General features: G+C 61.1%; 21 protein-coding genes. 8 read left to right on the top strand and 13 right to left on the bottom strand.

Annotation, left to right across the window (positions count from 1 at the left end):
* Window positions 1-95: 95 nt before the first annotated feature.
* From H096_RS08395 to H096_RS08375, 5 genes are all read right to left on the bottom strand, one after another.
* Window positions 96-539: a hotdog fold thioesterase gene (locus H096_RS08395; RefSeq protein ID WP_033897649.1), complete on the bottom strand. Its 444-nt coding sequence runs from the start codon at window positions 537-539 to the stop codon at window positions 96-98.
* Between the two features lie 31 nt (window positions 540-570).
* The gene (locus tag H096_RS08390; protein WP_033897648.1) at window positions 571-2,220 is read right to left on the bottom strand and encodes an AMP-binding protein; all 1,650 of its coding nucleotides are present in this window, start codon (window positions 2,218-2,220) and stop codon (window positions 571-573) included.
* An 85-nt stretch (window positions 2,221-2,305) separates the two neighbouring features.
* Window positions 2,306-2,755 carry a phosphohistidine phosphatase SixA gene (gene sixA / locus H096_RS08385; RefSeq protein ID WP_033897647.1) on the bottom strand — a complete coding sequence of 150 codons (450 nt, stop codon included), beginning with the start codon at window positions 2,753-2,755 and terminating at the stop codon, window positions 2,306-2,308.
* Window positions 2,752-3,099, bottom strand: a complete 348-nt coding sequence (locus H096_RS08380; protein ID WP_033897646.1) for a DUF4389 domain-containing protein — start codon at window positions 3,097-3,099, stop codon at window positions 2,752-2,754. Before H096_RS08380 ends, sixA begins: the two co-directional genes overlap by 4 nt.
* 10 nt (window positions 3,100-3,109) lie before the next feature.
* Window positions 3,110-4,135, bottom strand: a complete 1,026-nt coding sequence (locus H096_RS08375; protein ID WP_033897645.1) for an NAD(P)H-dependent glycerol-3-phosphate dehydrogenase — start codon at window positions 4,133-4,135, stop codon at window positions 3,110-3,112.
* Between the two features lie 195 nt (window positions 4,136-4,330).
* Here H096_RS08375 and H096_RS08370 point away from each other — a divergent pair, with 195 nt between their 5' ends.
* From H096_RS08370 to fabB, 5 genes are all read left to right on the top strand, one after another.
* The gene (locus tag H096_RS08370) at window positions 4,331-6,451 is read left to right on the top strand and encodes a TonB-dependent receptor (protein ID WP_335340603.1); all 2,121 of its coding nucleotides are present in this window, start codon (window positions 4,331-4,333) and stop codon (window positions 6,449-6,451) included.
* A 1-nt stretch (window position 6,452) separates the two neighbouring features.
* Window positions 6,453-7,382 (top strand): ABC transporter substrate-binding protein, encoded by a 930-nt coding sequence (locus H096_RS08365; protein WP_033897643.1) that lies wholly within the window; start codon window positions 6,453-6,455, stop codon window positions 7,380-7,382.
* The gene (locus H096_RS08360) at window positions 7,379-9,280 is read left to right on the top strand and encodes an ATP-binding protein (RefSeq protein ID WP_033897642.1); all 1,902 of its coding nucleotides are present in this window, start codon (window positions 7,379-7,381) and stop codon (window positions 9,278-9,280) included. Before H096_RS08365 ends, H096_RS08360 begins: the two co-directional genes overlap by 4 nt.
* A 249-nt stretch (window positions 9,281-9,529) precedes the next feature.
* The gene (fabA, locus tag H096_RS08355; protein WP_010211704.1) at window positions 9,530-10,045 is read left to right on the top strand and encodes a 3-hydroxyacyl-[acyl-carrier-protein] dehydratase FabA; all 516 of its coding nucleotides are present in this window, start codon (window positions 9,530-9,532) and stop codon (window positions 10,043-10,045) included.
* Between the two features lie 11 nt (window positions 10,046-10,056).
* Window positions 10,057-11,277, top strand: coding sequence for a beta-ketoacyl-ACP synthase I (gene fabB, locus H096_RS08350; RefSeq protein WP_016979549.1), 1,221 nt, complete (start codon window positions 10,057-10,059; stop codon window positions 11,275-11,277).
* 164 nt (window positions 11,278-11,441) lie between these two features.
* Here the strand turns inward: fabB and H096_RS08345 are convergent, their stop codons facing one another.
* Together H096_RS08345 and H096_RS08340 are read right to left on the bottom strand one after the other, a co-directional pair.
* On the bottom strand, window positions 11,442-13,067 hold the full coding sequence (locus tag H096_RS08345; protein ID WP_033897641.1) for a methyl-accepting chemotaxis protein: 1,626 nt from the start codon (window positions 13,065-13,067) through the stop codon (window positions 11,442-11,444).
* A 95-nt stretch (window positions 13,068-13,162) separates the two neighbouring features.
* Entirely contained in the window at window positions 13,163-14,185 is a 1,023-nt protein-coding gene (locus H096_RS08340) for an amidohydrolase family protein (RefSeq protein ID WP_033897640.1), read from the bottom strand.
* 141 nt (window positions 14,186-14,326) lie between these two features.
* Between H096_RS08340 and H096_RS08335 the strand changes: the two genes are divergently transcribed.
* On the top strand, window positions 14,327-14,743 hold the full coding sequence (locus H096_RS08335; RefSeq protein ID WP_033897639.1) for an OsmC family protein: 417 nt from the start codon (window positions 14,327-14,329) through the stop codon (window positions 14,741-14,743).
* 64 nt (window positions 14,744-14,807) lie between these two features.
* Window positions 14,808-15,674 carry a pirin family protein gene (locus H096_RS08330; protein WP_033897638.1) on the top strand — a complete coding sequence of 289 codons (867 nt, stop codon included), beginning with the start codon at window positions 14,808-14,810 and terminating at the stop codon, window positions 15,672-15,674.
* A 98-nt stretch (window positions 15,675-15,772) separates the two neighbouring features.
* On the opposite strand, the gene H096_RS08325 is transcribed toward H096_RS08330, so the two are convergent.
* From H096_RS08325 to H096_RS08310, 4 genes are all read right to left on the bottom strand, one after another.
* Complete coding sequence (locus H096_RS08325) at window positions 15,773-16,495, bottom strand: dienelactone hydrolase family protein (RefSeq protein WP_033897637.1); 723 nt, start codon at window positions 16,493-16,495, stop codon at window positions 15,773-15,775.
* Window positions 16,496-16,561: 66 nt separating this feature from the next.
* Window positions 16,562-18,466, bottom strand: a complete 1,905-nt coding sequence (gene htpG, locus H096_RS08320; protein WP_033897702.1) for a molecular chaperone HtpG — start codon at window positions 18,464-18,466, stop codon at window positions 16,562-16,564.
* A gap of 89 nt (window positions 18,467-18,555) precedes the next feature.
* The gene (locus H096_RS08315; protein WP_033897636.1) at window positions 18,556-19,008 is read right to left on the bottom strand and encodes a PaaI family thioesterase; all 453 of its coding nucleotides are present in this window, start codon (window positions 19,006-19,008) and stop codon (window positions 18,556-18,558) included.
* Window positions 19,005-19,481 (bottom strand): PaaI family thioesterase, encoded by a 477-nt coding sequence (locus tag H096_RS08310; RefSeq protein WP_033897635.1) that lies wholly within the window; start codon window positions 19,479-19,481, stop codon window positions 19,005-19,007. The genes H096_RS08315 and H096_RS08310 overlap by 4 nt, the downstream gene beginning before the upstream one ends.
* 156 nt (window positions 19,482-19,637) lie before the next feature.
* Between H096_RS08310 and H096_RS08305 the strand changes: the two genes are divergently transcribed.
* On the top strand, window positions 19,638-19,889 hold the full coding sequence (locus H096_RS08305; RefSeq protein ID WP_010211724.1) for a hypothetical protein: 252 nt from the start codon (window positions 19,638-19,640) through the stop codon (window positions 19,887-19,889).
* Window positions 19,890-19,980: 91 nt separating this feature from the next.
* Here the strand turns inward: H096_RS08305 and H096_RS08300 are convergent, their stop codons facing one another.
* Window positions 19,981-20,718, bottom strand: coding sequence for a DUF599 family protein (locus tag H096_RS08300; protein WP_033897634.1), 738 nt, complete (start codon window positions 20,716-20,718; stop codon window positions 19,981-19,983).
* A gap of 144 nt (window positions 20,719-20,862) precedes the next feature.
* Complete coding sequence (brnQ, locus tag H096_RS08295) at window positions 20,863-22,176, bottom strand: branched-chain amino acid transport system II carrier protein (protein ID WP_033897633.1); 1,314 nt, start codon at window positions 22,174-22,176, stop codon at window positions 20,863-20,865.
* Window positions 22,177-22,432: the final 256 nt, after the last annotated feature.

The raw sequence follows: 22,432 nt of genomic DNA, 5'->3' as shown, positions 1-22,432 counted from the left end.
CGGATCCATCTACAAAAACAGAGATTGATTGTCACCATGCCCGGCCGGCACAGCAATGACTGTAACTGCCAGGAATGATGACACTCACGCCACGCCTATCGCGCCGGTGGGTTCTCGCCCAGCGGCACCACGGCCATGGTCAGGCGCGACACGCAACTGGCCTTGCCCTCATCGCTGGTCAGGCGGATGTCCCAGACCTGGGTCGTGCGGCCAATATGGATCGCCTTGGCCACCGCCGTCACGCGCCCGCTGCGCACACCGCGCAGATGGTTGGCGTTGACCTCCAGGCCCACGCAATAAAACTTGCTCGGGTCGATACACAGATAGGCCGCCATGGAGCCTACGCTCTCGGCCAACACCACCGAGGCGCCGCCATGCAGCAAACCGTAGGGCTGATGGGTGCGATGATCGACCACCATGCTCGCGGTCAGGGAATCGTCGTCGAAGCGTTCAAAACGGATGTCCAGCAGTTCACCGATGGTGTTTTTCTGGATCGCGTTGAGTTGGTCGATATTCGGTTGGGTGCGCCACAGGCTCATGGGGATTGTCCTTATTGGTTTTATTACGGCCCTAATCCTGCCACAGAACGGTTTCGGAACGCTCGCTCCATGTCTGGAAATATTCGCCGTAAACCGATTCGATCACGTTGCGCTTGATCTTCAAGGTCGGCGTCAGAAAGCCGTTTTCCACCGCCCAACTGTCTTTGACCACCACCAATTGGCGCAGGTGTTCATGCTTATCCAGCGCTTGGTTGACCTGTTCCAACCAGCGCTCCAGGCTGGCACGCAGGGCTGGCAAGCCGTCCCCACCCGCCGATAACACGCACAAGCCTATCGGCGCGATCAGTCCCTCGCCCACCACGCACACCTGCTCGATACGCGCATGCTCGGCCAGGCGGTTTTCAATCGGCGCCGGCGCCACGTATTTGCCTTTGCTGGTCTTGAAGATTTCCTTGAGTCGCCCGGTCAGGCGCAGCCGCCCCTCGGCGTCCTGCTCGCCTTTGTCGCCCGTGCGCAGGAAGCCGTCGGCGGTGATGGTTTCGGCAGTTTTCTGCGGGTCCTTGAAGTAGCCGAGCATGGTCGCGCCGCTGCGCACCTGCACTTCCCCCGCTGGGTCGATGTGCACTTCCACACCGGGGCACGGCAAGCCGATCCAGCCGAGGGTCTGCTGGTCGGGGCGGCAGACATGGGAGTAGCCGCAACTTTCGGTCATGCCATACACCTCAAGCACATCCAGGCCCAGGCGTTGATACCAGCGCAGCAACGCCTCAGGCACAGGCGCCGCTCCCGAAAGCGCGATACGCAACGCGTCAAGCCCCAGCCCGGCGAGCACCTTGTGGCCCACGCGTTTGCCGATGAAGGGCAGGCACAGCAAGGTGTCCAGGCGTTTCGCGGGGATTTTGGCGTAGACGCCCAGCTGGAACTTGGTCCAGATGCGCGGCACGCCAAACAGTGCGGTCGGACGCGCCCTACGCAGGTCTGTCAGAAAGGTTTCCAGGCTTTCGGCGAAAAATACCGTTTGCCCGGTGTAGATCGAGGCCATTTCCACAAACATCCGTTCCGCCACATGGCACAGCGGCAGGTAAGACAGCAATCGGTCGCCCTCGCCCAAGCCAAATAACTCCGTACCACGGGTGGCGGCGAACCCCAGCGCGCCGAAGCTGTGCATCACGCCCTTGGGCAGGCCGGTAGTGCCGGAGGTATAAATGATGGTCGCCAGGTCCGAGGCGACCGGCGCCGGGTCATCCTGGATCGGTGCACAGGCTTGCAGGTCGGCCCAACTGAAATCGAACTCGCTCGCTGGGCACAATGGCAGGCTGATGGTCGGCACATCCGCAGGCACGCCGGGCGCCATGGCCGGCCAGTCGTCAAGCTTGCCGATAAACACCAGCGCAGCCTCGGAATGAGTGAGCACATGGGCGACAGAGTCGGCGGTAAGGTTGGGGTACAGCGGCACCGAGACATGCCCGGCCATCCAGATCGCCAGGTCGGCGATGATCCAGTGCGCACAATTTTTCGAAATCAGCGCGATGTGCGAGCCCTGGGGCAGCTCCCGGGCGCGCAACCAATGCGCGGCACAGCGCGCCTGGTGACCGACATCACCCCAGGTGAGGCTTTGCACCTGGCCACCCCCCACCGGCTGCACCAGAAAGGTTTGGCGCGGATGTCGCGCTTCACGTTCGAAGAAGACCTGCAACGGCAAACGAAAAGCGACGGGCATGGGACGCGCTCCTTTGTGGTCCGACGATAGCCAACCAAGCACTTGCTTGGTTGACTATATAGCACACACAAAGCCGCGATAAAGCCTACGGATTCTTCACGCTGACCAGGCTCATCAGCCCCGCCAGCGGGAAATCCCCTTCCAGTTCCGCCAGGCTGGCGGTGTGCATCGGCTCCGGCTGGCGCTGGTGACCGTGCTGCAGAAAGCTGATCAGGCTGCCCACCAACGGCTGGTGGCTGACCAGCAACACATTGTCATCGGTGTCGAGCTGTTCCAGCACCTGCAACGGGTTGCCCTCGGGGGTCAGCCACGGCACGGTGCGGATCTCCGGCTCGAAGCCCAGCGCTTCACGCACCAGGTGTGCGGTCTGCTGCGCCCGCACATAGGGGCTGGCGATGATCGCGCTGAGGGGCTGACCGATCAGGTGCGCAGCACTGCGCAACACCTCGCCACGGCCATGCTCGGTGAGGTTGCGTTCGGCATCGGTGCGCGCGTGCCCTTCGGCCTCCCCGTGGCGCAGGATCCACAGCTTCACAGTTTCGGCTCTTCATCACGCACCGGGTGCGGCGCTGGCGGCACGCTGTGGGCGGCTTCGCCCTCGGGTGCGCGCGGGGTCGGCCAGTCGGCGAACGGCCACGGTTTCTGCTCGGTGTGGAAGCTGCCGAAACGGCCGATCTGCGCCAGGAACTGGCTGAGGCTGTCACCAAAGTTCATCAGGCCCAGGTTCGGGGCGCTGTAGATCAGACGGTAGATCAGCTGCACCACCACCAGCGCGCCGAGCAGGAACTGCGCCACTTGCCACACCAGGGCAAACACCAGCATCCACAGGATGCGCAGGGCAATGGATTCGTACTTGGGGGCTGCTTTCGGATCGTTCATGACGCGTTCCTCAGTTGAAACCACTGGTGGAAATAAAGTCGACATCGGTCTTGGGCTCGGCACGCATCAGCAACTCGATGACCTGGCTCAAGGTGCGCCCTTCAAACAGGATCGCGTGCAACCCGGCGACCAGCGGCATATACACGCCGACTTCCTGGGCCTTGGCCTTGAGCACCTTGAGGGTATTGACCCCTTCGGCCACTTCGCCCAGGCGGGTCACTGCGTCTTCCAGGCTCAGGCCCTGGCCGAGGGCAAACCCGACCTGGTAATTGCGGCTTTTCGGCGAGGAGCAGGTGACGATCAAGTCGCCCACGCCCGCCAGCCCCAGGAAGGTCATCGGGTTGGCGCCCTGGTTCACCGCAAAGCGGGTCATCTCGGCCAGGGCGCGGGTGATCAGCATGCTCTTGGTGTTTTCGCCCATGCCCAGCGCGACGGCCATGCCAGCGATGATCGCGTAGACGTTTTTCAGCGCACCGCCGAGCTCGACGCCAAAACGGTCGCTGCTGGCATAGACGCGGAACGTGCGGCCATGCAATACGGCCTGGACACGTTCGCAGAGTTCCTCATCTTCACTGGCGACCACCGTGGCGGTCAGCGCGTGTTCGGCCACTTCCCGTGCCAGGTTCGGCCCGGACAGCACGCCAATGCGCGCCTGGGGAGCGATTTCTTCGAGGATTTCGCTCATCAGCTTGAAGGTCTGCGCCTCGATGCCCTTGGTCAGGCTGACCAGCAGCTTGCCGGCCAGACGCTCAGCGTGGGGCGCCAGCACCGAGCGCAAGGCGCTGGAGGGTAGCGCGACGAAGCACAGGTCGCACGCTGTGAGGGTTTCCAGCAGGTCGGTGACCGGCTCGACCGCCGGATGAATCTTGATGCCTTTGAGGTAACGCGGATTTTCCCGGTGCACCCGAATGGCCTCGGCCTGTTCGGGATCGCGCATCCACTGGCGCACAGCGTGGCCGTTCTCGGCCAGCAGGTTTGCCACGGCGGTACCAAAACTTCCGCCTCCCAGGACCGCAATAGGGCGCTGTTCAGTCATATGCAATCCGTTAATCCATACCAGTGGCGATGGCGGCATTATACGGGCCGACCCGCTGGCGGCCAGCCCCCGCATCAATTCGTGCGTTTGTCGGAAAATGCCACATTTTCATGAAGCAATTGCAAGTCCGACGACTGGCAAAAGGCCCCACCTCAGTTAACATGGGCGGCTATCCGCAATTATCAAGGCCGTGCCGTGTATTTGGGCCCTCCTCCTCGCTCATCCCTCTGGTTGATGTTGTTGTGCAGCGCACCGACGCTGGCCGACGACCTGTTCCTCGACAGCCAGCCGCTGCCCCAGGTATTGACGGCCACGCGCCTCAAGCAGTCGGCCGCCGCTGTACCGGGCAGCATGACCGTGATCGACAGCGAGTTGATCAAGGCCAGCGGCGCGCGGGACATCAGTGAGTTGCTGCGCCTGGTGCCAGGGATGATGGTCGGTTACACCACCGGCAACCAGGCGGCGGTGAACTACCACGGTACCAGCGCCAGCGACGCGCGGCGCATGCAGGTGTTGATCGACGGCCGCTCGGTCTACCGCGCGGGCCTGGCCACCGTGGACTGGAGCGACATTCCGGTGGCCATGGAAGATATCGAGCGCATTGAAGTGTTCCGTGGCCCCAATACCGTCAGCTACGGCGCCAATGCCTTGATGGCGGTGGTGAACATTCTTACGCGCTCGCCGGCCAACAGCCACGGTACGCGGGTAAAAGTGGTGCGTGGCGAACGCGGTATCAACGACTTTTATGCCAGCCAGGGCGCGGGCTGGGAAACCGGCGACTTGCGCCTGTCCCTGTCCGGGCAGCAAGACGACGGCTTCGACAGCGATGCGTCTGGCGCCGACCGCCGCGACAGTCGCCGCCTCAGCCGCTTCAGCCTGGCGATCAGCCAGACGCTGAACACGCAGCAAAGCATCGACGTACAACTGGACGCAAAGGAAGGCACCAACCAGCGGCCGTATACCTACAGCCCTGTCTTTGCCGGAATTACAGAAGGCGGTAACAACTCCGACGTCACCGCCAAGGATTACGCCGGCTCCCTGCGCTGGAATTTCGACTTCAACCCTGAGCACAGCCTGTATATCCAGGGCTCGGCCCAGCAGTGGGACCGCCAGCAAGTCTGGAAAGCCTGTGACGCCAAGGTCTCGTTCAGCCCCGAGCTGACCCAGTTGTGGCAGATGAACCCCAACTACGCCGAACTGCTGGCCCGGCACATGGACACCTACAGCCAAGGCAGCGCACCACCGGGCAGCGCCGCCGAACAGGCGTTGGCCAACCAGGTGCTGCAACAATGGCGCGACGGTGCCAGCCAAAGCGTCTGCGGCGACATCGACCAGAGCACCCGCGAAAGCCGCTACGACCTGGAGATTCAAGACACCCTCAGCCTGTCCGACAGCCTGCGCCTGGTCAGCGGTATGAATTATCGCTATGACCGTGCTGACTCCGACACCTACTTCAACGGCACCTTGGACGACACCACCTGGCGCCTGTTCGGCCAGTTGGAATGGCGCGCCAGCGAGCATTGGCTGCTGCAAGGCGGCGCCATGTATGAAGACACCCACCTGAGCGGCAACTCGCTGACGCCACGGGTGGCGGTCAACTACCTGATCAACCCGCGCCACGGCCTGCGCGCGGTGTACTCCGAGGCAATCCGCTCGCCGGACATGTTCGAGAACAACGTCAACTGGAGTTATCGCGTCACCAACCTCAGCTCCCCGGCCTACGGACAGACCACCGGGCAATACTTCGTAAAAACCCGGGGGCCGGGTAACCTCGATAAAGAGATGATGAAGTCACGGGAACTGGGGTACAACGGCTTCTTTGCCGACATCGGGCTGAACATGGACGTGAAACTGTTCTACGACGAGATCACCGACATGATCAGCTCGCCGCTGCGCAATAACCAGTACATTGCCAGCAACGCCAACAGCTCACGGTTCACCGGCGCCGAGTCGCAGTTCGACTGGCGCGTGAGCAACGCCGATCGTCTGCGGCTCACCTATGCTTACGTCGATGCCAGCAGCAGCAACCCGCTGGACAAAGCACAGACCGCGCGCAACAGTGGCTCCGCCGGCTGGTTGCGTGAGTGGGGCCAGGGTTGGTCCAGCGCGCTGTTCTACTATGGCGATGACGCACTCAACCAATATCGCTTCGAACGGGTCGACCTGCGGGTGGCCAAGCGCATTGCCCTGGGCAAAGCCAACGTGGAGCTGGCCGGCATGTTGCAAGAACGCCTCGACAACCAGCCCACCACCTGGGCCGACAACAATTATGACCATCGCCACGTGCTCTACTTCAGCGCCGAGTTAGAGTTCTGACATGGGCGACTCGTCACGGATGACTGGCGTGTTGATCACTCGGCTCTGGCGGCGTGCCGTGCTGCTCGCGTGCCTGCTGTTGGCGGCGCCGGCGTGGAGCGCCGACATCCTGCTGACCGCCGCCGAAGACGGCGCCGGTGTGCAAGCCTTTGCCCAGGCCCTGACCCAGCAACGCCCTGAAGACCGTGTCACCTTCACCGCCCTCAAAGACTTGCCGGCACCCGGTCGACTGCCGGCCAACACCCGTCTGATTTTGCTGGACCTGCCAGGCCTCGACTGGCGCCTGCAAGAGCCTCAGGGCCCACCGACCCTGGTGCTGCGCATCAGCCGCCTGCAAGCCCATCAGCGCCTGGGCAGCATGCCGCACCCCCGCATCAGCCTGCTGTGGAGCGACCCGCCGCTGGATCGCCAACTGCGCCTGATCGCGGGCATCCTGCCGCAGGCGCGACGCATCGGCGTGCTCTATGGCGCCGACAGTGAGTTCCTGCTGCCCGAACTGCGCCAGCATGCCGCGCCGCTGGGCCTGGAGATCGTGCCGCAGCTGTGGGACAACATTAATGACAGTCGGCCGCTGCAGACCCTGTTCCGCAACAGTGACGTGCTGCTCGGCCTCGACGACCCGCAGCTGTACAACCCGAAAACCGCGAAGAACCTGTTGCTGAGCAGTTACGCCCAGCAATTGCCGCTGATAGGCCCGAACGCGGGCTTCGTGCGGGCCGGCAGCCTGGCCAGCACCTACAGCGACCAGGCCGACTGGTTGGCCGTGCTCGACCGCCTGCTCGACCACTCGCCGGCCAACTGGCCGCGCTCGCTGTACCCGGAACGCTTCAAAGTCGTGGGCAACCCGCAAGTCGCGCGCTCACTGGGGATCGAACAGGTGGATGAAGCCAGTGTCGGCGCCCGATTGGCCGAAGGAGAAAAACGCCCATGACCTTGCGTCGTCGTTGGGACATCAACACGCGAACCCAGCTCATCACCCTGGGCCCGGCGCTGTTGCTGACGTTGCTGTTGATCAGCTTCTTCACCTTCGTGCGTATCCAGGATTTGCGCCAGGAACTGGACCACACCGGCCAACTGATCGCCAACCAACTGGCGCCCGCCACTGAGTACGGGGTGATATCCGGCAACAATGACGTGCTCGACAGCCTGTTGCGCGCCACGCTGGCCACACCCCATGTGCGTTTCCTGGAGATCCAGGACAGCAGCGAGAACATTCTGGTGTATGTCGAGCAACCGTCGGAGAAGCACGACCGTTCGCTGTCGGTGAAAGTGTTCCAGGCGCCGATCCGCCTGCAACATATCCAGCTGGGCAATGATTTTTTCCAGGACAACCTCAACGAACCCAAGGCCCCGCGCGCGGACTACCTGGGCCGGGTGATCGTCGGCATGTCCAACGATGCGTTCAGCCAGCGCCAGCAGGAGATCCTGTTCAAGGCCGGTATCCTCGCGCTGTTCGCCCTGCTGTTTACCTTCCTGCTCGCACGGCGCCTGGCCGCCAGCCTGTCGCAGCCGATCAGCGCCATGGGCCATGCGGTGAAGGCGATCCAGCAAGGCGACTACCAGACGCCGCTGCCGATTGTGGATGACTCGGAGCTGGGCGACCTGTCGCGGCATATCAACAACCTTGCCGAGGGCCTCAACCAGGCCAGTCGCGAACAGCAACAGGCCATGGCCCAGTTGATCCAGACCCGCGAAGAGGCCGAGCGCGCCAACAACGCCAAGTCAGACTTCCTGGCCATGATGAGCCATGAACTGCGTACCCCCATGAACGGCGTGCTGGGTATGTTGCAGTTGCTGGAAACCACCGAGATGACCGAGGAGCAGACTGAATACGCGGCGCTGGCGTCGGAGTCCACCGAGCATTTGCTCAAGGTCATCAACGATATCCTCGACTTCTCACGGATCGAACGCGCCGCCCTGGAGCTGGAGCATATTCCGTTCAACCTGGCGGACCTGATCAACAGTTGCGCCCAGGCCTTCCAGCACAGCGCCCAGCAACGTGGACTGGCGCTGCAACTGGCGATCCCGCTGGGGATGGACGCCTTGCACGTGCAGGGTGACCCGACGCGGATCCGCCAGATCCTGGTGAACCTGATCGGCAACGCCTTGAAGTTCACCGAGCACGGCAGCGTCAGCGTCGAGCCCCATTGGCAGACCCTCGACCATGAACTGGTGTGGTTCACCTGCACCGTGCGCGACAGTGGCATCGGCATTTCCGCCGAACGCCTGGAGGCGATGTTCGACGCGTTCCAGCAGGCCGACAGTTCCATTTCAAGACGTTACGGCGGCACCGGCCTGGGCCTGCCCATCGCCCGTACCTTGGCCGAACGCATGGGCGGCACCCTGCGCGCCCAGAGCGAGGAAGGCCGCGGTTCGGTGTTCACCCTGGAAATTCCCCTGGCCATCGACCAGCACAGTGTGCCGGCGATTGCCAGCGACGCCGACGGCAAAGCCAGCGCGGGCGATGGTCGCCATGTGCTGCTGGTGGAAGACAACCCGGTCAACCGCACCGTGGTCGAAGCCATGCTGCGCAGCCTGGGGTTTGAAGTGAGCTTGGCCACCGACGGCGCCGAAGCGATCCGCAGCGCCGAGAGCCTGATTTTCACCGCCATCCTGATGGATTGCCGGCTGCCGTTGATCGACGGCTACGAAGCCACCCGGCAGATTCGTCAGTTGCCGGGCTGCGCCGACTTACCGATCATCGCCCTGACCGCCAACGCCTTGCAGGGCGACCGTGAAGCCTGCCTGGCAGCGGGAATGAACGATTACCTGGCCAAGCCGTTCAAACGCACGGATTTGCAGCAAATCCTACAGCGTTGGGTGCAATAGCGCCGCGCCATCAGCCAACTCCGACTGGCGTGAAAGGCGAAAGTGCGGCAGTCTTAGGCACCCGAACGGGCCGATAAACAGGCCCGGTTTAAAATTTCAGTGAACAAGTGTACATTCAGTGCCTTGCCGCTGTGACTTTCACTACAACGCAATAGTCTATGTGTAGGCTGCCGACATGAGGCATGAACGCTTCATTCGGTTCGGGAAGATTTACCCTACCCTGCCGCATGGGATTATTGAGGAGCTCGCATGACCAAACAAAACGCCTTTACTCGGGAAGACCTGCTGCGCTGCAGTCGCGGTGAGCTGTTCGGCCCAGGTAACGCGCAACTGCCCGCCCCGAACATGCTGATGGTGGATCGCATCACCCATATCAGCGAAGAGGGTGGCAAGTACGGCAAAGGTGAATTGGTCGCCGAGCTGGATATCACCCCGGACCTGTGGTTCTTTGCCTGCCATTTCGAAGGCGATCCCGTAATGCCAGGCTGCCTGGGCCTTGACGCCATGTGGCAGCTGGTCGGTTTCTTCCTCGGCTGGCAAGGCTTGCCGGGCCGCGGTCGCGCCCTGGGTTCGGGCGAAGTGAAGTTCTTTGGCCAGGTCCTGCCGACCGCCAAGAAAGTCACCTACAACATTCAAATCAAGCGCGTCCTCAAGGGCAAGCTGAACCTGGCCATCGCCGATGGTTCGGTGAGCGTCGACGGTCGCGAGATCTATACTGCCGAAGGCCTTCGGGTCGGCGTATTCACATCCACTGACAACTTTTAAGGGTTATCCGCATGCGCCGCGTCGTTATCACTGGTCTGGGCATTGTTTCTTGCCTGGGCAATGACAAAGAGACCGTCACCGCTAACCTGCGTGCAAGTCGCCCTGGCATCCGCTTCAACCCGGAATATGCCGAAATGGGTCTGCGTAGCCAGGTTTCCGGCTCCATCGACCTGCCCCTCGAAGAACTGATCGATCGCAAGATCTATCGCTTCGTCGGCCACGCTGCCGCCTACGCCTACCTGGCCATGAAAGACGCAATCGCCGACTCCGGCCTGAGCGAAGACCAGGTCTCGAACGTACGCACCGGCCTGATCGCCGGCTCCGGCGGCGCATCGACCCTGAACCAGATGGAAGCGCTGGACATCCTGCGCGAAAAAGGCGTGAAGCGCGTTGGCCCGTACCGTGTCACGCGGACCATGGGCAGCACCGTTTCCGCCTGCCTGGCCACGCCGTTCCAGATCAAGGGCGTGAACTACTCGATCTCCTCTGCCTGCGCCACCAGTGCTCACTGCATCGGTACTGCGGTTGAGCAGATCCAGCTGGGCAAGCAGGACATCGTGTTCGCCGGCGGCGGTGAAGAAGAGCATTGGAGCCAATCGTTCCTGTTCGACGCCATGGGCGCACTGTCCACCCAGTACAACGAAACCCCGGAAAAGGCCTCCCGCGCCTACGACGCCAAGCGTGACGGTTTCGTCATCGCCGGCGGTGGCGGCATGGTGGTGGTCGAAGAGCTGGAACACGCCCTGGCCCGTGGTGCCAAGATCTACGCGGAAATCGTCGGCTACGGTGCCACTTCCGACGGCTACGACATGGTTGCCCCAAGCGGTGAAGGCGCCATCCGTTGCATGCAGATGGCCATGTCCACGGTAGATACCCCAATCGACTACCTGAACACCCACGGCACCTCGACTCCGGTCGGCGACGCCAAGGAAATGGAAGGCGTGCGTGCGGTATTCGGCGACAAGGCTCCGGCGATCAGCTCTACCAAGAGCCTGTCCGGTCACTCCCTGGGCGCCGCTGGCGTGCATGAAGCGATCTACTGCCTGCTGATGATGGAAGGCAACTTCATGGCCGGCTCGGCCAACATCGACGAGATTGATCCGGTGGTGGCTGACATGCCGATCCTGACCAAGACCGTTGAGAATGCGAAAATCGACACCGTGATGAGCAACAGCTTCGGCTTTGGTGGCACTAACGCTACCCTGGTGCTGAAACGCTGGCAGGGTCAGTAAGACCTGTAGCTTGATTGCATGAAAAAGCCCCGACTGGTTCGGGGCTTTTTTGTGGGCAATTGCCAACCCTGTGGCGAGGGAGCTTGCTCCCGTTGGGCTGCGAAGCGGCCCAAGCGACTGCTGCGCAGTCGAACGGGAGCAAGCTCCCTCGCCACACAAAGCGGTTACACCGAAAACCGCGCCACCATGGTGTTCAAGTCCACCGCCAACCGCGACAACTCCTGGCTCGCCGCACTGGTCTGGTTCGCCCCCGTGGACGTCTGATGCGCCAAGTCGCGAATATTCATCAAATTGCGGTCCACCTCACGCGCCACCGCTGCCTGCTGCTCCGACGCGCTGGCGATCACCAGGTTGCGCTCGTTGATCAAGGTGAACGCCGAGGCGATTTCCTCCAGTGCCGTGCCCGCCGATTTGGCGATGTCCAGCGTAGAACGCGCTCGGCTATTGCTTTGCTGCATCGAGCTGACCGCCTGATCGGTACCCTGCTGGATCCCGCTGATCATCTGCTCGATTTCCTGGGTCGACTGCTGGGTGCGATGAGCCAAAGCCCGCACTTCGTCGGCTACTACCGCAAACCCACGTCCGGCATCCCCGGCGCGCGCCGCTTCAATCGCCGCGTTCAACGCCAGCAGGTTGGTCTGCTCGGCAATCGAGCGAATCACGTCCAGCACCTTACTGATGCCATACACCTTTTGCGCCAGGTCCTCGACCTGGGTCACGTTGTCGGTGACATCGGTGGCCAGCGCCTCGATTGACACCACGGTCTGATGCACCTGCTCACGCCCATGCTGGGCAATGCGGTCGGACTCGCGTGAAGCCTGGGACGTGGCCACCGCGTTGCTTGCCACCTCCTCCACCGCCGCCGTCATCTGGTTCACCGCCGTGGCGGCCTGCTCGATTTCCTGGTTCTGCTGGTGCAGGCCGCGAGTGGCATCTTCAGTCACGCAACTGAGCTCCTCCGAGGCGGACGCCAGCTGGTTCGACGATTCGGCAATACGCCGGATGGTGTCGCGCAGGTTGTCCTGCATGCCCTTGAGCGCCTGCTGCAGGCGCGCGGGCTCATCGTTGCCACTCACATGGATCTCGCCGGTCAGATCGCCACTGGCCACGCCCTGGGCGACTTTCAGCGACTGGGCCAGGGGCAACACGATGCTGCGCGTCAGCCACACGGCCAGGCCGATGGTGATCAGTGCGGTGAGCACGATCATGCCGATCACCCAACTGCGCGACTGGCTGAACACACTTTGTGCCAGGCTGGCAGCCTGATTGGCATTGGCTTTGTTGAGGTTAACCAGATCGTGCAGGGTCGCGGCCATTTCATCAGCGAGTTGGTTCATCTCACCGTTGACCACCCTGATCGCGTCTTCCAGCTGATTGGCCTTGGAAAACCCCACGACCTGCTCCTGGCGTTGCAGGTACTGCTGCTCCTGGGCCTTGAAGCGATCAAACAGCGTACGCTCCTCGGGCAACACGATCAGCGCTTCATAAAGCGTTTGCGCATGGTGAAGGCCGTTTTTGAGGTCGCTGAGTTTTTGCTCGTTCTGCGCCAGCGCCTGGGGATCGCGGTTGACCAGCAGGCGCAAGGTCAGCGCCCGGATGCGCAACAGGTCCTGGCTCATCTCCCCCACGGCCATCACGCTGGGCAGCCAGTTGTTTTCCACCTGATCCGACTGTTGGCGCATATTGGCCATCTGCAACAAGGCGAAACCGCCCAGGGCAAATACCATCAACGCCAACAGGCCAAATCCCAGGCCTGCGCGCGGGGCGATATTCAGACTTCTGATACTCATGCCTTGGCTCCTTCCAAATGCGCTGCATCCATTTGCAGCTGGCTCTTGAAAGGTATCGGCCTATGAGCGCCTTTGCGTAAGACGAAAACGCGATATCAACGCGCCACTCCATCGCGGGTAGCTTTAGGCAGGATGGCCAGGAAGTTGTCCCGCGCCACTTTATGGGCGACGGCCTCCGGCAAGGCATCCAAAAAGGGATCGAAGCTTCGTATTTTCTTACCCAACTTGTTGAAACGCCCTACTACGTCCGAACCCAACATAAACCGCTCAGGGAAGCGTTCCACCAGCGCTACCCACTCGGGGCGAGGCTGGCCGGTATCATCCAGCAGATACGGCGTGAGCATGCTCCAGGACAGGTCGATGTACAGGTTGGGATAGGCCTCCAGCAGGCGACTCAAGGTCGGCAGCAAAAAGTCCATCTGCACCTGATGACGATGGATTTCCTTGCTGGTACCGGCATGGGCCCAGATAAAGCGCGTGTGCGGATGGTTGCGCAGCGGCTCTTCCACTTCGGCCAGGTACAGCGGGTTGCGCTCGCGCTTGGAGGTGATGTTGGAGTGCAGCATCACCGGCAGGTCGTTTTCTGCCGCCAAGTGATAGATGCGGGTCATGGCTTCGTTATTGGCGCGCGGGGTGTCGCCTGCGGTGATGGCCGTGAGGTCGTCATGGCGGGTGAAGACTTCGCCAATGCCCTGCCACAGCCCTGGGTTGAGGTCGAGCATGCGCTGGATATGGGCGGCCGAGTTCTTGTCGTTAGGGTTGAAGCCGGACAGGAACGGATGGAAGTGGCGGCGTTGCTCGGGGGTCAGCTTGTTGAGCGCTGCGGCGACGATCACGTCGGTGGCGCTGTACCAGTAGGCATCGGCGTCATCACCGGCGTAGTAACGCGGCCGCTTGGGTTCGTCTTCGTGCCATTTTTTCGCAACGGGTATGCCGGAAATCATCACATGCTCGATACGGCTGTCGGCCATGGCCTTGAGCAACTTGTCCATGCCCGCGGTTTCCTGGAAGAAATCCACGTAATGCAGGTGCGCATCGCTATAGGCGTAGTCGCGAGCCTGCGCAGCAAAGCTGCTGGCGGCGAACAACAGGGCCAGCGTCAGGCGGGTCCAGGGCACGATAAAACCTCGATAAGGGCTGATACGGGTAGACCTTGCTCACGCTGCCAGGGTTCATCCGGCAAAAAAACGCGGAACACCGAAGTGCCAGCATGCTCTATAACTGCATGACCTTCATCCTGCCACCCTGTGAGGTTTACCATGCCTGTTACCGTGAATACCCTGAATCAGGACAACTTCCGTCATAGCGTCAACATCAATAACCACGAGTTGTTTACCGACCTGCCCAAAAGCCTGGGCGGCGACGATTCGGCGCCCTCCCCCCACGACTACTTCGATGCCGCGCTGGCGTCGTGCAAAGCCCTGACCGTCAAGCTCTACGCCCAGAAGAAAGACATCCCGCTGACCGGCGTGACCGTGGAAGTCACCCACGACGCCACTGAAGAGCAAAAAGGCAAATACAAACTCAACGTCAAGCTGACGCTCAAGGGCGTGCTCACCGACGAGCAACGCGACGAACTGCACCGTGTGGCGGATCGCTGCCCGGTGCACAAGCTGATGACCACCGCCGAAGTCACTATCGAGACAAAGCTGTCGGAAGGCGCCTTCAGCCAGTAGCGGCAACATCCTACCGAGCGGGTTATGCTCAGCTTCATCTAACCCGCTCAGACTGGGACGTGCCATGACCCCCCTCACCGTGATCCGCCCTCGCCTCGAAGACGTCGAAGGCCAACCGATCCTACGCCCGCTGCCGTCGCGGGAATGCCGCAGCGTCGGGCCCTTTGTGTTCTTCGACCATATGCTGCTCACCCGCTATGCACCGGGCGATGGCATGAATATCCGCCAGCATCCGCATATCGGGCTGTCGACCCTCACCTATCTGTTTGAAGGCGCTTTGCAGCACAAGGACAGCCTGGGTTCGGACCAGGTGTTGCAGGCCGGTGATGTGAGCTGGATGACCGCCGGCAGCGCGATTGCCCATGTCGAACGCACCCCCGAGCCGCTCAAGGCCTGCGGTTTCAGCCTGCACGGGCTGCAAGTGTGGCTGGCTTCGCCCAAGGACCATGAGACGGGACCGGGGCATTACAGCCACCACCCGGCAGCAAGCCTGCCGGTGAGTGACAACCTGGGCGTGCAGGTCCGCATGATCGCGGGCGATGGGTTCTGCCTCAAGTCGCCGGTGCCGGTGCTGTCACCCACACTGTACGCCGAGGTGCAGATGCAGACGGCCACGACGCTGCTGGTTCCGGATGAGCATGAGGAACGAGCGGTGTACGTGCTGGAAGGTGAAGCACAGTTGGACGGTGAACTGCTTGAGGTGCATAGCCTGGTGGTCTTGCCCGCCGGTCAGGAGATGACGCTGTTCGCCGAGAGCGATTGCCACTTGGTGGTATTTGGCGGCGCGCCGTTGGATGGGCCACGGCGGATCAATTGGAATTTTGTCGCGAGTGATCCGGCGGTGATCGAACAGGCCAGGCAGCGCTGGGCGGCTGGGGATTGGCCGACGGTGCCGGGTGAGTCTGAAAGAATTGAGTTGCCGGTGAGATAGCATTCGCGAGCAAGCCCGCTCCCACATTTTGATCTGTGAACACCCTCAAATGTGGGAGCGGGCTTGCTCGCGAAGAGGCCAGCACAGGCGCTGAAAAATCAGCCCTGGAACACTTCATCCAACAAATCATGCATCGACTTGAACGCCCGCTTGGCCGTCTTCGCGTCATACATCATCTTGCCCGGCACATTGGCATGGGGATCGGTGAAGGAATGCACCGCGCCGCCGTAGCTCAGCAATTGCCAATCCACACCGGCCGCGTTCATTTCATCTTCGAACGCCGGCAGTTGCGCTTTCGGCACCAATGGGTCGGACGCACCATGCAGCACCAGCACTGAACCCTTGACGTGCTTGGCACCGGCCGGGTTCTGGGTGTCGATGGTGCCGTGGAACGAGACCGCAGCCTTCAAGGGCGCACCGGTCCGCGCCAGCTCCAGCGAGCAGAAACCGCCAAAGCAGAAACCGAAGGTCGCCAGCTTCGAAGTATCAACCTCGGCCTGGCCCTGCAGTTGATCAAGCGCTGCTTGCATGAGCTTGAGCAGCTTAGGGTTGTCATTCTTCAACGGCATCATCGCCGCGCCAGCTTCATCGCCATTCGACGGACGCACGGTCTGCCCGTACAGGTCGGCGATCAGCACCACGTAGCCCTTGCTGGCGACGCTCTTGGCGATCTCTTCGGCACCCGCACTCACCCCCATCCAGTTCGGCGCCATCAGCAGGCCCGGCAGCGGGCCCTTGTGGCTGGCATCGAACGCGAGGCGGCTTTCATAAGACTGGCCATCAATCTGATAGACCACGGAACGCACAGTGACTTGGCTCATCATTTACTCCAGTTGAGGTGCACTAGAACGAAAAAACCCGCCGAAGCGGGTTTTTCTACATCAGGGTCAAACCGACAGTTCAACCAACAGCTTGTTCAGGCGGCGCACATAGGCGGCCGGGTCTTTCAAGCTGTCGCCAGCGGCCAGGGCCGCTTGGTCGAAGAGGATGTGCGACAGGTCGCCAAACCGCTCTTCGCTTTGCTCGCCGTCGAGTTTCTCGATCAACGGGTGAGCCGGGTTGAATTCGAAGATCGGCTTGGAATCCGGCACCTTCTGGCCGCTGGCTTCGAGGATCTGGCGCATCTGCATGCCCAGGTCCGCTTCACCGATAGCCAGGATCGCCGGGGAGTCGGTCAGACGGTGGGAAACCCGCACTTCGCTGACCGCCTCGCCCAGGGACGCCTTGATCCGCTCAACCAGGCCTTCTTTGGACTTGGCGACTTCTTCGGCTTCTTTCTTCTCCTCTTCGGAGTCCAGGTTACCCAGGTCCAGGTCACCACGGGCCACGTCGACGAACGACTTGCCGTCGAACTCGTTGAGGTAGCTCATCAGCCACTCATCGATACGGTCGGTCAGCAGCAGCACTTCGATGCCTTTCTTGCGGAAGACTTCCAGGTGCGGGCTGTTCTTGACCTGGGCGTAGGTTTCGCCGGTCAGGTAGTAGATCTTGTCCTGACCTTCCTTGGCGCGTGCCAGGTATTCGGCCAGGGACACCACTTGCTCGCCGCCTTCTTCGTGAGTCGAAGCAAAACGCAGCAGGCCGGCGATTTTTTCCTTGTTGGCAAAATCTTCCGCTGGGCCTTCTTTCATGACCTGGCCGAAGTTTTTCCAGAAGCCTTTGTATTGCTCAGGCTCGTTCTTCGCCAGTTTTTCCAGCATGTCGAGGACACGCTTGGTCAGCGCCGACTTCATGGAGTCGATGATCGGGTCTTTCTGCAGGATTTCCCGCGACACGTTCAGCGACAAATCGTTGGAGTCGACCACGCCTTTGATAAAGCGCAGGTACAACGGCAGGAAGGATTCCGCCTGGTCCATCACGAACACGCGCTGCACATAGAGTTTCAGGCCTTTCGGCGCTTCACGCTGGTACAGGTCGAACGGGGCGCGGGCCGGTACATAGAGCAGCGAGCTGTATTCCAGCTTGCCTTCGACCTTGTTGTGGCTCCAGCTCAGCGGGTTTTCGTAGTCGTGACCGATGTGCTTGTAGAACTCCTGGTATTCCTCGTCCTTGATCTCGGTACGCGGACGGGTCCACAGCGCGCTGGCGCGGTTGACCACTTCCCATTCCTGGGCAGGAGCCTCTTCGCCTTCGGCAGCCGCTTGTTCTTTCGGCAACTCGATTGGCAGGGCGATGTGATCGGAGTACTTCTTGACGATGTTGCGCAGGCGCCAGCCATCGGCGAATTCGTCTTCGCCGGATTTGAGGTGCAGGACGATGCGGGTACCACGGTCTGCCTTGTCGACAGTGGCGATTTCGAATTCGCCCTCGCCTTTAGACGACCAGTGCACGCCTTCGCTGGCGTCGAGGCCGGCACGACGGCTGAACACTTCCACTTGGTCAGCCACGATGAAGGCCGAATAGAAGCCCACGCCGAACTGGCCGATCAGGTGCGAATCTTTCTTCTGATCACCCGACAGGTTCTTCATGAAGTCGGCCGTACCGGATTTGGCGATGGTGCCCAAATGGGTAATCGCGTCTTCGCGGTTCATGCCGATGCCGTTGTCTTCGATCGTGACGGTCTTGGCGTCCTTATCAAAGCTCACACGGATTTTCAGTTCGGCGCCACCTTCCAGCAACTCAGGCTTGGACAGGGCTTCGAAACGTAATTTGTCGACAGCGTCAGAGGCGTTCGAGATCAATTCGCGAAGGAAAATTTCCTTGTTGGAATACAGCGAATGGATCATGAGGTGCAGCAGTTGCTTCACCTCGGTCTGGAAGCCCAGGGTTTCCTTTTGAGTTTCCACACTCATGGTCATCAAACTCCAATTGGATGGCAGTGGCCGCGCCCTTGAGGGTTGGCGGCGGGTTGTCATCAAAGTTGGGGGCTAAGACCAGGATTTCAAGGGCGGCCCTGTTCCTCGATCTTGAAATGCGCCCGAGCGGTGGCGATCGGCTCAGCCGCCGTGCTTTGCCAGGCGGTGATCGCCACGTTCGCCACCCGTCGGCCCTGGCGCCACACCTGGCATTTGGCGTAGGTGTCGCGAAACTGCCCGGCGCGCAGGTAATCCAGGGAAAAATCGATGATTTTCGGGATGCCCGGCGCGCCCGTGAACACCAGCAGGTGCAGCGCCGCCGACAGCTCCATAAAGCCTGCGATCACGCCGCCGTGCAGAGCCGGCAATATGGGGTTACCAATATTGTCCTTGTTGGCCGGCAGGCGGAACAGCAGCTCATCCCCCAGCCGCGTGCACTCAATGCCGATGAGCTTGGCGTAGGGAATCAGATCGAGCAGCGCCTCGTAATCGCCACGCTCATGGGCCTGCTCCAGGCGGGTCTTGAATCGGTGCGTCATACCTGCTCTCCCTTGACCGTACTGCCCAATCCTTGGGTGCCCTTGAGGCGCTTGCCCATGCGCATGAACGTGCCCACCACATGGGCAATGGGTTGCTGGGGGTCGTCCTGATAGGCGAAGCCACGGGTGAAGATCACGTCGGTGGTCACCCGGTAGCATTGAGCGAACCCATACACGGGTTTGTGGGGTGCCGCGGGATGCATGTAGTCAACGCGCAGGTCGAGGGTCGGACACACTTCGAATTCCGGCAGCACACACAGGGTGGCCATGCCGCAGGCGGTGTCCATCAGGGAGGTCAGCGCGCCGCCATGGATCACGCCCGACTGGGGATCACCGACCAAATGCGCCGCGTAGGGCATGATCAAGGTGATGCCCTCCTCGCTGGCCTGATGAGCGGTAATGCCCAGCACCTGACAATGGCGCAAGGCTGAAACAAAGCGCGTCGCGCGCTCTAACAGGGGATTTTCGGTCATTCGTTCCAGACTCTTATTAGTGTTGATTCGCGGAAGGGGTGGGCGGGCAAAAGTTCCGGTTAGTCAGGGATTTATATATCTATGGAATAAAAGGAACTAATGCCGAACCGCCATGCTCGAAAGGCCAGTAGATATCTTCAATAAGGAGAAACACCCATGCGCAAGACTTTAGCTATTTCCATGATGCTCGCCGCTGCCCTCGGTCTCGCTGCCTGCGACAAAAAATCCGAAGACAAAGCCCAAGACGCCGCCGCGCACTCTGAGCAAGCTCAGAAAGATATGGCGAAGGCTCAGGATAAAGTGAACGACGCTGCGAAAGAAAACGCCGATGCTGCCAAAGCTCAGGCTGAATCGAACGAAGCCGCCGCAAAAGAAGCAGCACCTGCTACCCCTGCCACCGGTTCTTGAGACCGCGGCTTGAAATAGCTTGGCTGCAAAAAGAAAGCCCGCTTAGATAGCGGGCTTTTCTTTGTCTGGCGTTTTTATTTAAAGGCCTTAGTTAGCCCACTTCTTTAGCCGGCTCCGGCGGCGGCGTGTCCGTCTGCGTATACACCATCACTTGCAGCACGTCGGAATGAAACTCCCGACGGTACAGCACCAACACCACCCCACTGCTCATCAACATGAACAACCAAGGACTGACAAACCACGCCAGCATGGTCATGCCGAAGTAATAAGAACGCAGGCCGAAGTTGAACTGGTTGGCCGCCATGGAAATCACACGCGCCGCGCGCAGGGCAAACGCATTGCGCTCCTGCTCCGACACATGCCGCTCACCGATCATCGGCGCCGAGCCCACCAGCACCGCCGCGAAGTTGTACTGGCGCATGCACCAACTGAACGTGAAGAACGCATAGACAAACACCAGCGCCAGGCACAACAGCTTGATCTCCGACATGCCCTGGGACGCCTGCTGCACCATGGGGATATCCGCCAGTAACGACACCGCGCGCTCTGAGGCGCCGAGCACGGTGAGAATGCCAGCGAGGATGATCAAGGTGCTGGAGGCGAAGAACGAGGCATTGCGTTCCAGGTTGCCGATCACACTGGCGTCGGCGATGCGGTTGTCGCGCAGCAGCATGCGGCGCATCCAGTCTTCGCGATACAGGTGCAGCACACTGGCCAGGCAGGCCGTGTCGCGGGCTTTCCAGGTGGCATAACGGGTGTAGCCACCCCAGCACAGGACGAACCAGAGCGCGGCAAGCAGATGGATCTGATTGGTTTCGATAAACGACATGCGGGTCCTTATGACGAGCGCGTTTCAACTTGAAGTTTTCCTCACCCCTTCGACGTTAGCCCAAGCTAAAAGACACTGCCTGACGCCCAAAAAAAATGCCCCGTATCGATTGATACGGGGCATTTCGGCAGAGCCTTCAGCGGATCAAGCGATCGCTTCGCTGCGCTTGCCAAGCATCCGATCAATCACAACGGCCACCACCAAAACCATCACCGACGGCACCAGCCAGGCCAGGCCTTGCTCGCTCAGCGGCAGGTTGGTCAGTTGCGCCGGCAACCAGTCTGCGAAACCGGCGCCCTTGAGTGCGTCGATGCAACCAAAGATGAACGACACCAGCATCACCGGACCGACAATGCGGCCCTGCTCCTGCCAGAAGTCTTTGCAGAAGCTCAAGGCCACCAACACGATGCACGGCGGGTAGATCGCTGTGAGCACCGGAATCGAGAACGCGATCAGCTTGGTCAGGCCCAGGTTGGACACGAACAGCGAGAACAGCGCCAGGATCACCACCAGCGTCTTGTAGGACAGCGGCAGGATACGGCTGAAGTACTCGGCGCACGCGCAAGTCAGGCCCACAGCAGTGACCAGGCATGCCAGGGAGATCAGCACGGCCAGGAAGCCGCTGCCCAGGGAGCCGAAGGTGTGTTGTACGTAAGCATGCAGCACCGCAGCGCCGTTGCTCGCGCCCGCGGCAACCGCATGGCTGCCCGAACCCAGGCGGAACAGGCTGACATACACCAGCGCCAGGCCCACACCGGCAATCAGGCCCGCGATGATCGCGTAGCGGGTGATCAGCTTCGGCGACTCGACGCCACGGGAGCGAATGGCGTTGACGATCACGATGCCAAACACCAGGGCGCCCAGGGTATCCATGGTCAGGTAACCATTGATGAAGCCTTGGGAGAACGGTGCAGCCACGTATTCCGGGGTGGCGACGCCCACTTCACCGGCCGGCAAGGCAAAGGCGGCGATACCGAGGACGGCCAGCGCGATGATCTTCAGCGGTGCGAGGAAGCGACCGACGGTGTCCAGCAAACGCCCTGGGTACAGGGAAACGAAGAACACCACCAGGAAATACACCGAGCTGTAGAGGAACAGCGCCAGCGGGCTTTCGCCGGTCAGCGGCGCCAGGCCCACTTCAAAGGACACGGTCGCGGTACGCGGGGTGGCGAACAGCGGCCCTACCGCCAGATACGCCGCCGCCGCCAGCAGGCCACCGGCGATCTTGCCGATCGGGCTGCTCAACGCATCCATACCGCCACCGACCTTGGCCAGGGCGATCACGGTGACCACCGGCAAACCCACTGCGGTGATCAGAAAGCCCAACGCTGCCATCCAGACATGAGGTCCGGACTGCAAACCAACGATAGGCGGGAAGATGATGTTGCCGGCGCCCACGAACAGGGCAAACGTCATAAAGCCCAACGCCAGGACATCCTGGCTTTTCAACACTTTCATTTCGGGAAATACCACACTACTGAATCGGAATTTAGAGAGGGATTCCCTATGGATGAGGGAAATACTGCCGGCCCTTATGGGAGCCGACCGGTCTAGCGCGGGGCTTCCTTTTGGGATGCGCACGCATAAAGAGGCGGGTAGGTTACAGAATCGGGCTGACAAACGCACTGTTGCGGGGCGGACTGTCCGATAAGCGACATCTTAATGTCGCGTTTTCATACTTAAATGATGGATCAGCAAACCGCAGAAAGCACAA

This window comes from Pseudomonas sp. FH1, from assembly GCF_000510895.2.
GTDB lineage: Bacteria > Pseudomonadota > Gammaproteobacteria > Pseudomonadales > Pseudomonadaceae > Aquipseudomonas > Aquipseudomonas azotoformans_A.
This window is presented reverse-complemented; position numbering and strand designations above follow the sequence as displayed.

Excerpts from the sequence above, each read along its gene's own strand:
- H096_RS08390 (WP_033897648.1), bottom strand. The coding sequence starts at position 2,220 with ATGCCCGTCGCTTTTCGTTTGCCGTTGCAGGTCTTCTTCGAACGTGAA.
- H096_RS08345 (WP_033897641.1), bottom strand. The coding sequence starts at position 13,067 with ATGAGTATCAGAAGTCTGAATATCGCCCCGCGCGCAGGCCTGGGATTT.
- H096_RS08325 (WP_033897637.1), bottom strand. The coding sequence starts at position 16,495 with ATGAGCCAAGTCACTGTGCGTTCCGTGGTCTATCAGATTGATGGCCAG.
- brnQ (WP_033897633.1), bottom strand. The coding sequence starts at position 22,176 with ATGAAAGTGTTGAAAAGCCAGGATGTCCTGGCGTTGGGCTTTATGACG.
- H096_RS08315 (WP_033897636.1), bottom strand. The coding sequence starts at position 19,008 with ATGACGCACCGATTCAAGACCCGCCTGGAGCAGGCCCATGAGCGTGGC.
- H096_RS08310 (WP_033897635.1), bottom strand. The coding sequence starts at position 19,481 with ATGACCGAAAATCCCCTGTTAGAGCGCGCGACGCGCTTTGTTTCAGCC.
- H096_RS08330 (WP_033897638.1), top strand. The coding sequence starts at position 14,808 with ATGACCCCCCTCACCGTGATCCGCCCTCGCCTCGAAGACGTCGAAGGC.
- H096_RS08360 (WP_033897642.1), top strand. The coding sequence starts at position 7,379 with ATGACCTTGCGTCGTCGTTGGGACATCAACACGCGAACCCAGCTCATC.
- H096_RS08375 (WP_033897645.1), bottom strand. The coding sequence starts at position 4,135 with ATGACTGAACAGCGCCCTATTGCGGTCCTGGGAGGCGGAAGTTTTGGT.
- H096_RS08395 (WP_033897649.1), bottom strand. The coding sequence starts at position 539 with ATGAGCCTGTGGCGCACCCAACCGAATATCGACCAACTCAACGCGATC.
- H096_RS08365 (WP_033897643.1), top strand. The coding sequence starts at position 6,453 with ATGGGCGACTCGTCACGGATGACTGGCGTGTTGATCACTCGGCTCTGG.
- htpG (WP_033897702.1), bottom strand. The coding sequence starts at position 18,466 with ATGAGTGTGGAAACTCAAAAGGAAACCCTGGGCTTCCAGACCGAGGTG.
- H096_RS08335 (WP_033897639.1), top strand. The coding sequence starts at position 14,327 with ATGCCTGTTACCGTGAATACCCTGAATCAGGACAACTTCCGTCATAGC.
- fabA (WP_010211704.1), top strand. The coding sequence starts at position 9,530 with ATGACCAAACAAAACGCCTTTACTCGGGAAGACCTGCTGCGCTGCAGT.
- H096_RS08305 (WP_010211724.1), top strand. The coding sequence starts at position 19,638 with ATGCGCAAGACTTTAGCTATTTCCATGATGCTCGCCGCTGCCCTCGGT.
- H096_RS08380 (WP_033897646.1), bottom strand. The coding sequence starts at position 3,099 with ATGAACGATCCGAAAGCAGCCCCCAAGTACGAATCCATTGCCCTGCGC.
- fabB (WP_016979549.1), top strand. The coding sequence starts at position 10,057 with ATGCGCCGCGTCGTTATCACTGGTCTGGGCATTGTTTCTTGCCTGGGC.
- H096_RS08300 (WP_033897634.1), bottom strand. The coding sequence starts at position 20,718 with ATGTCGTTTATCGAAACCAATCAGATCCATCTGCTTGCCGCGCTCTGG.